This is a genomic window from Bacillus sp. FSL R5-0659 (genome assembly GCF_038008785.1).
In the GTDB taxonomy this organism is placed as follows: domain Bacteria; phylum Bacillota; class Bacilli; order Bacillales; family Bacillaceae; genus Bacillus; species Bacillus safensis.
The window spans coordinates 1,257,938-1,270,433 of the sequence record NZ_JBBOZU010000001.1; the positions used below are offsets into that span (position 1 = coordinate 1,257,938).

General features: G+C 39.6%; 13 protein-coding genes and 1 riboswitch. Of the genes, 9 read left to right on the forward strand and 4 right to left on the reverse strand.

Annotated features, from left to right (window positions below):
- Positions 1 to 93: 93 nt before the first annotated feature.
- Complete coding sequence (locus NSQ72_RS06345; RefSeq protein ID WP_341083620.1) at positions 94 to 2,514, reverse strand: bifunctional diguanylate cyclase/phosphodiesterase; 2,421 nt, start codon at positions 2,512 to 2,514, stop codon at positions 94 to 96.
- A gap of 246 nt (positions 2,515 to 2,760) precedes the next feature.
- Between NSQ72_RS06345 and NSQ72_RS06350 the strand changes: the two genes are divergently transcribed.
- From NSQ72_RS06350 to NSQ72_RS06365, 4 genes are all read left to right on the forward strand, one after another.
- The gene (locus NSQ72_RS06350; protein ID WP_039178042.1) at positions 2,761 to 3,375 is read left to right on the forward strand and encodes a DedA family protein; all 615 of its coding nucleotides are present in this window, start codon (positions 2,761 to 2,763) and stop codon (positions 3,373 to 3,375) included.
- A 77-nt stretch (positions 3,376 to 3,452) separates the two neighbouring features.
- A riboswitch (yybP-ykoY riboswitch) is annotated at positions 3,453 to 3,623 on the forward strand.
- 33 nt (positions 3,624 to 3,656) lie between these two features.
- Positions 3,657 to 4,448, forward strand: coding sequence for a TerC family protein (locus tag NSQ72_RS06355; protein WP_064498365.1), 792 nt, complete (start codon positions 3,657 to 3,659; stop codon positions 4,446 to 4,448).
- Between the two features lie 215 nt (positions 4,449 to 4,663).
- Positions 4,664 to 5,419: an RNA polymerase sigma factor SigI gene (sigI, locus tag NSQ72_RS06360; RefSeq protein ID WP_039178045.1), complete on the forward strand. Its 756-nt coding sequence runs from the start codon at positions 4,664 to 4,666 to the stop codon at positions 5,417 to 5,419.
- The gene (locus tag NSQ72_RS06365; protein WP_341083622.1) at positions 5,416 to 6,594 is read left to right on the forward strand and encodes an anti-sigma factor domain-containing protein; all 1,179 of its coding nucleotides are present in this window, start codon (positions 5,416 to 5,418) and stop codon (positions 6,592 to 6,594) included. Before sigI ends, NSQ72_RS06365 begins: the two co-directional genes overlap by 4 nt.
- A 36-nt stretch (positions 6,595 to 6,630) precedes the next feature.
- Here the strand turns inward: NSQ72_RS06365 and NSQ72_RS06370 are convergent, their stop codons facing one another.
- Both NSQ72_RS06370 and NSQ72_RS06375 read right to left on the reverse strand, forming a co-directional pair.
- Positions 6,631 to 6,828 (reverse strand): alpha/beta-type small acid-soluble spore protein, encoded by a 198-nt coding sequence (locus NSQ72_RS06370; RefSeq protein ID WP_034281522.1) that lies wholly within the window; start codon positions 6,826 to 6,828, stop codon positions 6,631 to 6,633.
- Between the two features lie 123 nt (positions 6,829 to 6,951).
- Positions 6,952 to 7,668, reverse strand: a complete 717-nt coding sequence (locus tag NSQ72_RS06375) for a DUF1836 domain-containing protein (RefSeq protein WP_144495079.1) — start codon at positions 7,666 to 7,668, stop codon at positions 6,952 to 6,954.
- A 279-nt stretch (positions 7,669 to 7,947) separates the two neighbouring features.
- Between NSQ72_RS06375 and htpX the strand changes: the two genes are divergently transcribed.
- From htpX to NSQ72_RS06400, 5 genes are all read left to right on the forward strand, one after another.
- Complete coding sequence (gene htpX, locus NSQ72_RS06380) at positions 7,948 to 8,847, forward strand: protease HtpX (RefSeq protein ID WP_144464785.1); 900 nt, start codon at positions 7,948 to 7,950, stop codon at positions 8,845 to 8,847.
- A 144-nt stretch (positions 8,848 to 8,991) separates the two neighbouring features.
- Positions 8,992 to 10,338 (forward strand): TrkH family potassium uptake protein, encoded by a 1,347-nt coding sequence (locus NSQ72_RS06385; protein WP_151284234.1) that lies wholly within the window; start codon positions 8,992 to 8,994, stop codon positions 10,336 to 10,338.
- 97 nt (positions 10,339 to 10,435) lie between these two features.
- Positions 10,436 to 10,954 carry a DUF421 domain-containing protein gene (locus NSQ72_RS06390; RefSeq protein WP_341083626.1) on the forward strand — a complete coding sequence of 173 codons (519 nt, stop codon included), beginning with the start codon at positions 10,436 to 10,438 and terminating at the stop codon, positions 10,952 to 10,954.
- 6 nt (positions 10,955 to 10,960) lie between these two features.
- Positions 10,961 to 11,125, forward strand: a complete 165-nt coding sequence (locus NSQ72_RS06395) for a hypothetical protein (RefSeq protein ID WP_087975542.1) — start codon at positions 10,961 to 10,963, stop codon at positions 11,123 to 11,125.
- Positions 11,118 to 11,291 (forward strand): hypothetical protein, encoded by a 174-nt coding sequence (locus tag NSQ72_RS06400; RefSeq protein ID WP_189292461.1) that lies wholly within the window; start codon positions 11,118 to 11,120, stop codon positions 11,289 to 11,291. Before NSQ72_RS06395 ends, NSQ72_RS06400 begins: the two co-directional genes overlap by 8 nt.
- A 91-nt stretch (positions 11,292 to 11,382) precedes the next feature.
- Here the strand turns inward: NSQ72_RS06400 and NSQ72_RS06405 are convergent, their stop codons facing one another.
- Entirely contained in the window at positions 11,383 to 12,402 is a 1,020-nt protein-coding gene (locus tag NSQ72_RS06405; RefSeq protein ID WP_341083627.1) for an acyltransferase family protein, read from the reverse strand.
- Positions 12,403 to 12,496: the final 94 nt, after the last annotated feature.

Genomic DNA, 12,496 nt, shown 5'->3' on the forward strand with positions numbered 1-12,496 from the left:
CGAATTGAGCATTCGTGAGCACCGGCACGCAGGACTGACACCGAATGCGAGGGTTTGTCTGCACACTGGAAGGTGCCATGATTGGTACCTTTTTTATGTATCAAGATGCGCCGGATAGGCGATGAATTTTTCAATATCGCTTGCTGGCAGCGGCTTGGCATAATAGAACCCTTGCAGGTCGTCACAGCCCTGGGCAGATAATAGCTGGGCCTGTGCAAATGTTTCAACACCTTCTGCTATCACTTCGAGAGATAATTGGTGTCCCATCGCTATAATAGCCCCTGTAATCTGTTCTGACTTTGAATCACTTAAAATATCCTCAATAAAGGATTTATCAATTTTCAGTCGATGAATAGGTAAGTCCTTTAAATAGCTTAATGAGCTGTGGCCTGTACCGAAATCATCAATACTAATGCGGACGCCAAGCTCTTTTAGCGATGTTAGCACTTGTTTTGATTGCTTGATATTGTCCATTGTCATACTTTCTGTGACTTCAAGCTCCAAAAGGGACGGTTTCAGGTCGTATTTTTTCAGTGTCAGCTTGATCAAATCAATTAAGTCTTCAGAATTGAATTGTTTCGCAGATAAATTCACAGCCACAGGGATCTTTAGCCCATCGTCATACCACCTTTTTGCCTGCTTGCCAGCCGTATCAATGACCCATCTGCCAATATCGATGATCAGTCCTGATTCCTCTGCCAGCTCAATAAAAGCCTCAGGTGACTTTAAGGAACCATCTGGTGCCTTCATTCTTAAAAGGGCTTCAACCCCAGTCATCTTTCTTGTTTTGGCACTGACTTGCGGCTGGTAGTGAAGGACAAATTGTTCTCTTTGAATGGCATCCCTCAGTTCCAGCTCCCGGTTTAACCTGTCCTCACTCAATCTTTCCATGGATTCGGTAAAGAACTCATAACGGCTTTGCTTATGTTTTTTGGATAAATACATGGCCATATCGGCTTTTCTCATCAGCTCCATTCCGTCTTTGCCATTTTGCGGAGAGATAGCGATCCCAATGCTGATCGATGTAATGAGTTGATGGTTCTGGATGAAAAAAGGACGTTCAAATTGATGAATGATATTTTTAGAAAATTGTTCGACTTTATATGTATCATGATCCATGTGAGGAAAGATCATTAAAAATTCATCGCCGCCAAGTCTTGCGATAAAGCCATTGTCCGGTAAACATTGCGTCAGTCTATTTGCGGCAGCTTTCAGCAGTAAGTCTCCGATGTTATGCCCAAGTGCATCATTAATAATTTTAAAACGATTTAAGTCAAGAAACAGAACCGCTGTTGATGTTTTTGACTTTTCTTGAGCGGAGAGAACATCATTTAAATGATTAATGCCGTGGCGGCGGTTAGGAAGCTCTGTTAATGCATCATAATGTGCCATCACATGAATTTCTTTTTCTGCTATCCGCTGCTGCGTTAAATCTTTTAAAACAAGATAAATGCTGTCGAGTGAATTGTTTACATGGACAGGTATGTAAGTGACATGATAATAATAAAAACGATCTGCTGCTTTCAGTTCTGCTTCGCGTGTAATGGCTTTTTTTGACTGAGAAATAAATTCTTCCCACAATTCAGTAGGCATCACATATTGGCTGACATCATCACCAATCTTAGAATTGCACAACTCTAAGATTTGTTTACCTGAGTCATTTGCAGAAAGCACCTTTCGATGGACAGATAACACGATAATACCGTCTATATTATGCTTGATCAGCGATTGAAACCGCTGTTCATTTTCCTTCAGCTGATCTGACTGTGTCATGATCCGGTGATCAATATAGGCACCAAAGATCATCAGCGTTTGGACAATCAGTGTCATCAATCCGATGAAAAGCGACAGGCTGAATGGCGACATTTCAAAAAAACCACCTTCAGCGGTCTGTCCATTTGTATGATAAAACATGGTAGAGGCAGCCATACCAGTATAATGCATACCTGCTATAGCACCGCCCATCAACATTGAACCAAGACCCTTTAAAAGATAATTCTCCCGTTTACTTTTAGTGCGGTCAACACGAAAGAAGAGCTTCAGTGAGAAGTAGGAGGTAATGGCAGCAATGAAAAACGAAAGAAAAAAGAGGACTGGATCATAGCTGATTGAGACATTGGCCATTGATTCCATTCCAAGATAATGCATGCTGCAAATAGCTGAACCCATGGTGATTGAACTAATGAGCAGCCGTCTTCTAGAGAGCTGCTTTTGAATGCATATTGAAAAAGCGATCAAGGATCCGATAAATGAGGCCAAAATCGATAAAATCAGTAAGTATGTATCATATGTGATGCCAACACGCATTTGAAATGCCATCATGCCAATAAAATGCATCGACCATATCCCCATTCCCATGATCATTGCACCAATGAGCAGCCATACCTTTTTCTTTGCACCGCTTGATTGTGCTACCCTGCTGGCTATATGAAGAGCTGAGTAGGAGGCAACAGCGGCGACAGCGATTGACAGAAAGACAAGCCATCCATTGTAGCTTCCTGTTAAATGGGTCATGTAAGAAAACCTCCAGTACTTTAAAACAGACATATACTTAATATATCGGATCGAATGGCTTCTGTGTTCACCTTTCCTTCACTTAAATACAATAATCAACGTTTTTTTCACCCTTCTTTTATAGTAAAATCAAATTTAATGTAAAAAAACGACGAAAAGCGAATCGTTTCTTCGGTTTTATTCGTTTAATATATGGTGTGATTCTAAAAGAGATAGAATCAGTCAAATGATTATGTTTGAAAGGGATTGATAAACATCGAAGATTTTATTATTTCTTTAGCTGATGCCTTTAAGAACTTGTCATACTTTGGCATCTTCCTCGCATTATGCATTGAATTTGTACCTGCTGAAGTGGTTTTGCCCCTTGCGGGTTACTGGGTCTCAGAAGGGGACATGGCTTTTATCGGTGTTGTGGCGGCCGGCTCCATTGGCGGCGTGGCTGGTCCTTTGACCTTGTACTGGTTAGGACGTTATGGCGGCAGACCCTTTTTAAATAAATATGGAAAGTACTTTTTTATAAAACCTGAGTCGCTTGATAAATCGGATGCTTTCTTTGAAAAGCATGGCGGATTCGTCGCATTCAGCGGCCGGTTCATACCAGGAGTCAGAACACTTATCTCCATCCCGTGCGGTATTGCCAAGATGAATGTGTGGGTCTTTTGCCTGTATACGTTTTTGGCAATTACACCAATTACGTTTGTGTATGTGTATCTTGGATTTATGCTCGGAGAGAACTGGAAAGAGGTTGGCGCCATCTTAGATCCATATCTTTTACCAATTGGGATCGGTGTGGTGTTATTGTTTGTTCTCTACTTATTGCTAAAACGAAGAAAAAGAAAAACAGAAACGCCAACTGCCTAATCAATGGATCGAAGTGAATTTCACCTGTTGACAATCCAGTGTCTATTGATTAAGATATAAGTAATCTAAATATTCTAAATCCCGCCAAAGGGGAGTAGCGTCCGGTTTTTACCGGAAACAAAGTCGTCATTACATGGACTGATGTTCATCGGCTTTGTTGGCATGATTCTACATATCACATGTCTAGCAAGACCTTTGCCATTACAGGCAAAGGTCTTTTTTGCATTCATAAGCCTTTGTCTGTTGTGGGACAATAGATAAAAAAACAAGGAGGAATGATGATGGATGCAGCCATTATTTTAGAGTACGGGTGGGTTCTGCTCGTACTTATTGGATTAGAAGGGATTTTAGCAGCTGATAACGCGCTGGTCATGGCCGTGATGGTCAAACACCTTCCTGAAAAACAAAGAAAAAAGGCACTGTTTTACGGACTTGCAGGTGCGTTTGTCATGCGGTTTGGTTCTCTGTTTCTTATTTCGTTTTTAGTGGATGTATGGCAAGTTCAAGCCATTGGTGCAATTTATCTTCTTTATATTTCCATTCACCATATTTTAAAATCGCACGTATTTAAGAAAAAGGAAACTGAAACAAATATGAAGCAAAGCGGTTTCTGGGCAACAGTCGTGAAAGTAGAGCTTGCCGATATTGCTTTTGCTGTTGATTCCATTTTAGCAGCCGTTGCTTTAGCTGTGACATTGCCGAAAACAAGTCTTCCGCAAATCGGTGGACTCGATGGCGGTCAATTTATTGTCATTCTTTTAGGTGGTATTATTGGTCTTGTCATTATGCGATTTGCAGCAACGGTCTTTGTGAAACTGCTCAAAACAAGACCGAGCCTAGAAACAGCAGCATTTGTCATTGTCGGATGGGTGGGTGTGAAGCTCACGCTTTATACACTGTCACATCCAGCTATTGGAGTCGTATCATCTCATTTTATCCATTCAGCATTATGGAAAATCATTTTCTGGACCGTGCTTCTCGCAATTGCAGCATTTGGCTGGTTTTTATCAAGTCCATCAAGAAAAGGCGGGCAGGAAAACGAGGAGAAACAAGAGGCGCGCCTGGGAGAGTAGTTTTTTTGAAAGAAATATCATTTCATTTTCATAACACGTATATTACAAATAAGGGGGAGATACCCCCTTATTTCTTTGCTTTTAGACGAAACATTGTAAAGTAGATGATGACATACATGTCATAATTGAGTAACAGGAAATGAATTCCTCATTTCTTCCTTTGCGCTTCCCTCATAAATTAGCTATCATAAATGAGTAATATAGGGAGAACTGAGGTGAAACCATTGCTTAGCCTTTTGTTTAAAAAAGGAAAGAAAAAGCAAACATTAGAGCAGTCGGCTATCAGTATTCAACAAGGTGATAGCGAACTGCAAAATGCATTAATAGAGCAATACAAACCATTTGTCGCTAAGACGGTTTCATCCGTTTGTAAACGATATATAGATGAAAAAGATGATGAATTCAGCATAGGCTTAATTGCCTTTAATGAAGCGATAGAAAAATACTCTGCCGAAAAAGGAAACTCACTGCTTGCTTTCGCAGAATTAATTATTAAAAGAAAAGTGATTGACTATATTCGTAAAGAAGCAAGAAATGCGCCAACGGTTCAAATGGACCTGCAAGAAAGTGAGAATGGCGAATACTCTCAAAGCATGATTGAAGCAGAGCTCTCTGCAAATGAATATAGGCGTTTAATTGAACAAGAACATAGAAGAGAAGAGATTGAACATTTTAAAGAACGACTGAAAGTATACGGTCTCACGTTTCAAGAGCTGCTTGAGCATTCACCAAAGCATGCCGATGCCAGGCAAAATGCGATTAAAGTAGCCCATACACTCGTTGAACACGATGAGCTGAGAACGATTTTATTTCAGAAAAAACAATTGCCGGTCAAACAGCTGGAAAAGCTAGTGGAAGTCAGCCGCAAAACGATTGAGAGAAATAGAAAATATATCATTGCGATGGCGATCATTATGACAGGTGATTATGTGTATTTGAAAGATTACCTTAAAGGGGTGCTTAATTCATGAGAAGAGGCATTATAGTAGAGAAAAACAAAAAATATGTCACGCTGCTGACCCCTGATGGACAATTTCTGCGGACAAAATATGAAGAGCAAAACTATGAAATCGGCCAAGAAGTGACATTTCCAAATGAATCACGTCTTGAAAGAAAAAGAGCCGGTTTTTTTGACCTGCTTCGTTTACGTCCTTTAAATGCAGGAATCCTATCAATAGCAGCGATTATTGTCGTAATTTTTACTATGATGCCATCTTTCTCAAGTCAAAAAGCATATGCGTATATGACAATTGACATTAACCCAAGCTTTGAGCTGAAGCTTGATCACAATTATCAAGTGATCGGTGTCACACCGCTGAATAAAGATGCGAAGCAAGTACTGGCGAGTATGAAGGATTTAGAAAAAAACGACATGACCAAAGTCGTGCAGGAAATTATAGATGACTGTGACAAAAAAGGATATGTGAACGACTCTAAAAGTATTTATATTTCAACCGTTTATGAAAACAAGCAGGACAATACATATAAAACAAACGTAAAAAGCAAAATTAACACCATTTCTGGTGAATATCAAAAACGCAATTATAAGCTGGAAACTGTGGAAAGTGACCTGGAAACAAGAGAAAAAGCTCAAAAGGCAGGCATTTCAACAGGAACATATATTAGAAATCAAGAATTGCAAGACAAAGAACATGAAGATATCAAAAAGGATGAAGACGCAGCAGAGAACGATGCTGTGAAGGAAGAAGATCCTAAGAAACATGATGAAGAACAAGCAGATCAAGACAAACAAGAAGACGTAAAAATAGACGATAGCAAAGAGATGCAGCCAGATCAAGAGGCTCCAGAAGCTGAGGACAAAGAGCAGAAGGAAGCAGAGAGGGAAGAGCAAGGATCTGTTCAAAAGCCTCAAAAACCTGAGGATGAAAGCAAAGACAACAAAATAAAGGAAGAAAAGGTTCCTTCTTTTGATAAAGAGCAAAAAAAAAATCACTCAACTGATCGTGATGAAAGAAGACACTGGAACGGTCCATCACGTGGTGATGCGGAAAAACACGCAAAAAAAAACGGCAGGGATCTGAACAATCCTTCCGCTGAACAAAAAAGAGAACATGCAAAGCAAAAAGGGAAAGGTGCACCGTTTCCTTATCGCGAGAACCGGCATGAGCACACATATGAACAATAAAAAAACGCCAGAATAGCTCCGGCGTATTTCACCATGTCATGATTTAGATTGATTGCCCATTTGTGATTGAGCTTGTTGAACGAGTCTTTTTGTGATTTCACCACCAACAGAACCGTTAGCACGTGAGACTGTATCTGAACCGAGAGTGACGCCAAATTCTTGCGCGATCTCGTATTTAAATTGATCTAAAGCTTGTTCTACTCCAGGAACAAGAAGTTGATTTCGATTTGCCATGTCATATTCCTCCTTTCACCTCATGTTTGTTGCGCCTTCTTATTTTGAAAAAAACGGCGTGCAATTATGCTGGCAATTGCTGTACAAAAAAGCCGAGGTGATGGAAGTCACCTCGGTTGTTATTTATCCCTTATTCAGCTGCAGCGTATTATACATCATTTCTTGAGCTGTGCTTTGCAAATGAGAAGTAAAGACAGAGAAGACGGTAGAACTGATAATCCCTTTAATCAAATGCCATTGGCTCTTCGTCAATTCTGTAAACTCGTCATGGAGCTTGTCTGTCTGCTCTTCGGTTATTTCTCGTAAATTTGTTTCCTTTAATGGAAATTGTGTATGGTGATAAATAAAATCAAGGACGTGCGCATATGCTTCATAAAAACGGATTGGACTAATAATATCATCTGTTCGATCTGTGATGGTGTTAAATAAGGCAGATAAGATCATACGAATGGTATCGAAGTCAAAAACTGATTTTAAATCCCTGACAATTAATAAAATAACGACCTGATCAATAGAGTATTTTTTGCCAAGCTCTGGATGGCCAATCATATCTTTAATATCACGTTTGATCCAATTTTGAATCGCCGTCGATTTAAGAGAAGTCAGCTCACACAAGTTGCCAAGCTCAACAATTTCATTTGTAGAAAGACCATGCTCTGATTTTTGCTTCCGCCGTTCAAGCTTCTCAAAAAAAGACGGGATCTTTAATTCATCATAGTCATGATCCTTGCCATTTTTTACAGATAGTTTCAAAAGCTGAAGCGGAGTCAGATCTCCCTCTCCTTTTAGAGAATACAGAAGTCTTGTCATGTCAATTCTCGTTAATTTAAAAGTAACCATGTTCCACCTCATTTGTACGTCAAAACGTGATTATTGATCTAATTCAACATCATAGTCTCTTTTTGATGAAAATGCAAAATAAACTCAAAATCAAAGCCGGCGCGTCACAATTTGTTCACTTTTATGCTGGGGAAAATGTCGTAAATATTGATGTGACGGGGCTTTAGCCGTTATGATAAACAGAGAAAGTGATTCCTTTTTCCTTGCAATTTGAGACGTTTATTTTTATAATTTTATTAATAAGTTCATTTGAACTTAATATGACAGCGGAGGTTATGTATGGGTAAGAGAATATTTCTGTTTATATTAACGAACATTCTTGTTATCACTACGATTGGTATTGTACTGTCGGTTATTAGTGCAGCAACTGGTGTTGGTTCTTATATAGGAGCAGACGGAAGACTTGATATCCTTTATCTTCTTGTATTCAGTGCAGTTGTTGGTTTTGTTGGCTCGTTTATGTCACTTGCAATGTCTCGTTGGATGGCAAAAATGATGATGGGTGTACGTGTGTTAAATCCAGAAAAGGATTCATTAACATATGATGAGCAGCAGCTTGTTGACCGCGTGCACAGACTTTCAAGAGCAGCAGGCCTTTCTAAAATGCCTGAGGTTGGTATTTATCAATCATCTGAAGTAAATGCATTTGCAACAGGTCCTTCTAAGAGAAGATCACTTGTTGCGGTATCAACTGGATTGCTTCATGAAATGGATGATGCAGCAGTTGAAGGTGTAATCGCCCACGAAGTTGCTCACGTTGCTAATGGTGACATGGTGACGATGACGCTGCTTCAAGGAATCGTCAACACGTTCGTTGTCTTCCTTTCAAGAATTGCGGCATGGATCGCAAGCCGTTTTGTTTCACGTGAAGAACTTGTGCCGATTGTTCACTTTATCGCTGTGATTGTTTTCCAAATCATTTTCTCTATCCTAGGAAGCCTTGTCGTGTTTGCATATTCTAGACACCGTGAATTCCATGCAGACCGCGGCGGAGCCGACCTTGCAGGTAAAGATAAAATGATTCATGCGCTTCGTTCACTTGAGGCGTACACGTCAAGAATCAAAGATGATGATCAAACAGCAGTCGCTACGCTGAAAATCAGCGGTAAACGAAAAGCTTCTCTTTTCTCAACACACCCTGATTTAAACGAAAGAATCAGAAGACTAGAAGCAAAATAAGAAGGACGAAAAGACATTCTTTTACAGGATGTCTTTTTCTTTTTGATGAAAAAGAAAATAAAGCATAAAATAGCTTTAAAATCATGTCTCTTTTCATTAAAATGATAAAGGTATTCGAAAAGATAGATAAAAGAAGGAATGACGATGAATCCTATAAAAAAGCTAATTGACCGGCTGTCAGCGTTTCAGTTGATTGCCCTTTATTATTTTCTTGCTGTAACCGTGTCGCTTATTCTTCTCAGCCTTCCAGTGGCTCATCAAGAGGGAGTCAAATGGACATTCATTGATGCCTTATTCACAGCGGTGAGCGCTGTAAGTGTCACAGGACTGACTGTTGTCGACACCTCACAAACATTTAGTGTGACAGGGATGTGGATCCTTGCGTTTGTTCTGCAAATCGGAGGCATTGGCATTATGACGCTCGGTACCTTCGTATGGCTTGTCATGCGAAAAAGAATTGGAATTAAAGAAAGAAAACTTATCATGGCAGATCAAAACCAGAGCAATTTATCTGGAATTGTGAAACTAATGAAGCAGGTCTTATATTTAATTTTACTGATTGAGTTTGTCGGCGGGCTGATATTAAGCATGTATTTTCTCAAATATTATGATGTGCAAGGAGCTTTCTTACATGGCTTCTTCTCGAGTATTAGTGCGACAACCAATGGGGGCTTCGATATTACGGGGAGCTCGCTTATCCCTTACAAAGATGATTATTTCGTCCAGTTTATTACAATGCTGCTGATCATCTTTGGAGCGATTGGTTTTCCTGTGCTCGTGGAAGTGAAGGATTATTTGTTCAATCAGGACCGAAAGCACGCATCGTTCTCATTGTTTACAAAAATCACAACGCTCACGTTTGGCGGTCTTGTCGTTGTTGGAGCGCTTGGAATCTATGCACTTGAAGCCGGGTTTAGCTTCGTAGGGAAAAGCTGGCACGAAATCTTGTTTTACTCTTTGTTTCAATCGACTGCAACAAGAAGCGGGGGGCTGACAACGTTAGATATTACGCAGCTGACCGAACCGACGCTTTTATTTTTATGTATGCTCATGTTTATAGGGGCTTCCCCAAGCTCTGTGGGGGGCGGAATTCGGACAACTACGTTTGCCCTTAATTTACTCGCATTGTTTCATTATGCTAGGGGAAATAAGTCCATAAAAATCTTCAAGAGGGAGCTTCATCAAGCGGATATTAATAAATCCCTTATGGTGACCATGATGGCCTTTATTTTGGTTTTTGGCGCTACGTTCCTGTTATCCTTAACAGAGCATAATACACTTCTTGAAAATTTATTTGAAGTTTGCTCTGCTTTCGGAACAACGGGACTGTCGCTTGGGATTACCTCAGATCTCACTGTGTTTGGTAAATGTATCATCATGATTGTCATGTTTATTGGACGGATCGGTATTCCAAGCTTTTTATATTTAATCGGCCGAAGAGAAAGCGAAGCGAATTATCATTATCCGAAAGAGCGCGTCATCATTGGCTAAACAGCATTCAATTTGAATGCTGTTTTTTTATTTCCATTATCTAACTGGCTAAATCACATGGGATGTTCGCAATCTATAGGTAAGAGGTGAACGAGACGTGCTGGATGTGTTATGGAAAGCAATTGTCATGCTGCTAGTTGGTACCTTGCTGCTGAGAATAGCAGGACCTAAATCCATTAGTCAATTAACTGTACAACAAACAGTCATTATGATTTCAATCGGATCGATTATTATCCAACCCTTTATTGAGCATAGTTTACTTGAAACCATTTATGCAGCTACCATCTTTATTGTGGCACTTGTCATTATGGAAAAGCTGTCGATTCAATCTGATTTCTTTGAAAAGTTACTTTCTGGAAAATCAGTCGTGATTTTACAGGATGGCGAAATGCTTGATCATAAGCTGAAGAAAATAAGGCTCACAAGGGATCAATTTAAAATGCGTTTAAAGCAGCAAGGCATCACTGACATCAGCTGTCTCAAAAAAGCCACGCTAGAAGCCAATGGACAAATTGGCTTTGAGTTAAAACCTGAGGAAAAGCCAGTGACGGTCAAGCAAATGAAGGAACTCCTTGACCAATTAAGAGAAGAAATAAACCTGACAAAAAAGGAATGAATTCAGATGAAAAGAAAAGCAGCGAAAAATGAAGCATTAACAAATAATATGACGCCGACAGAAAGCATGGCGCATGATCAAGGTCAAACCCAATTTGACGAACAATCAAGAGATCGTCAGGCAAACCGAAATTCTCATAAAGGGAAACAAGGGGGAGCCTCCCGTGACTAAGAAGCATGTGAAGAGCAAAGAGATGAAGGATCATAAAAAGCCGATGGACCCAGATATTTTAGAAGAGGAATTTGGCAGTGAGCTTGGAGATATCAACAGCAGCAAATGGATTGATACGTTGATGAAGCCAAAGAAAGATGCTGCATGTAAGCAGAATAAGAAATAGAAAAAACGATCCAATAAGGATCGTTTTCAGCATGTAGACAAACCCTCGCATTCTTTGTCAACAATCTGAAACGATCCATTAGGATCGTTTTTTATTTGATATAACTCCCCTGCCTGCCGGTGATCGTTCGCATGAAGTTGTTCATTTTGAGCTCAATCACTGGCTGTGCAACGGTTTTAACAAAAGTACTAGACAGGATAAAGGTTAACAGAATGGTCAGCAGCAATAAAATAAGAACACTTGCTGCATTTAGCGCCCAGTCATCAAACCAAGTGGTTCTTAGCAGCTTGATCACAAAGCCATGTAATAAATAAACATATAACGTTCTTGTTCCCCATTTTGTAAAGAAGAAACGGCGTGTTGGAACTAATGCAAAGAAGCTGAATGTAGCACCAAATGCAAGCAAATACCATGCCATTCGTTTCATCGCCGCAATCATTCCTTCATCTCCTAGTGAAGCATACGACTTTGAGCCAAATAAGAAGGAATAATCAAATTCATAGAAGTAGCAAAACAGGAAGACAGCCATTAATACAAAAAGTGCTGCCAGTTTTCCTTTGCTTGTACGAATGAATTCAAAATGCTGCTTTTTTAAATAAAATCCAGCTAAAAACATAGGCAAAAAGACAAACGTACGTGATAAGCTGAGTGTATTGCTGATGCTGTCCACATAACCGACAAGTAATGCAATCGATAAACTGACGATCATTGCCCAGTGGAACGGTAGTTTTGAAAAAGGAATAAGCAGCAAATTCCAAAAGAATAAACTAATTAAAAACCATAAGGACCATTGCGGATCAATTGGATTTAAATTGGTTATGCTTTGATCCTGTAATAGGTAATAGTAAACCGAATAGATCACCTGAAAGATTAAATATGGGATGATCAGCTTAACGGCGACTTTTTTCATAAAGCCCGGTTTTCTAAACCCCTTTGCAAAAAAGCCAGAAACTAAAATAAAGGCGGGCATGTGAAAGGTATAAATAAACTTGTATAAATAGAGCATCCAGTCATTATCGTGAATGAATGATCGTAACAAATGACCAAAAACAACTAGAAAAATCAGAAGGAATTTTGCATTATCAAAATAACTATCTCGTGAAGATGCCATAACATCACCTTTCCTGCTCGATTTCAAACATAAATGTTCTAAGTGCACTGTTCCCTTATTTGCCCCATTCTAAAATACATTTTCGCTTAATTCG

Excerpts from the sequence above, each read along its gene's own strand:
- NSQ72_RS06345 (WP_341083620.1), bottom strand. The coding sequence starts at position 2,514 with ATGACCCATTTAACAGGAAGCTACAATGGATGGCTTGTCTTTCTGTCA.
- NSQ72_RS06355 (WP_064498365.1), top strand. The coding sequence starts at position 3,657 with ATGGATGCAGCCATTATTTTAGAGTACGGGTGGGTTCTGCTCGTACTT.
- NSQ72_RS06365 (WP_341083622.1), top strand. The coding sequence starts at position 5,416 with ATGAGAAGAGGCATTATAGTAGAGAAAAACAAAAAATATGTCACGCTG.
- NSQ72_RS06370 (WP_034281522.1), bottom strand. The coding sequence starts at position 6,828 with ATGGCAAATCGAAATCAACTTCTTGTTCCTGGAGTAGAACAAGCTTTA.
- NSQ72_RS06375 (WP_144495079.1), bottom strand. The coding sequence starts at position 7,668 with ATGGTTACTTTTAAATTAACGAGAATTGACATGACAAGACTTCTGTAT.
- htpX (WP_144464785.1), top strand. The coding sequence starts at position 7,948 with ATGGGTAAGAGAATATTTCTGTTTATATTAACGAACATTCTTGTTATC.
- NSQ72_RS06385 (WP_151284234.1), top strand. The coding sequence starts at position 8,992 with ATGAATCCTATAAAAAAGCTAATTGACCGGCTGTCAGCGTTTCAGTTG.
- NSQ72_RS06395 (WP_087975542.1), top strand. The coding sequence starts at position 10,961 with ATGAAAAGAAAAGCAGCGAAAAATGAAGCATTAACAAATAATATGACG.
- NSQ72_RS06405 (WP_341083627.1), bottom strand. The coding sequence starts at position 12,402 with ATGGCATCTTCACGAGATAGTTATTTTGATAATGCAAAATTCCTTCTG.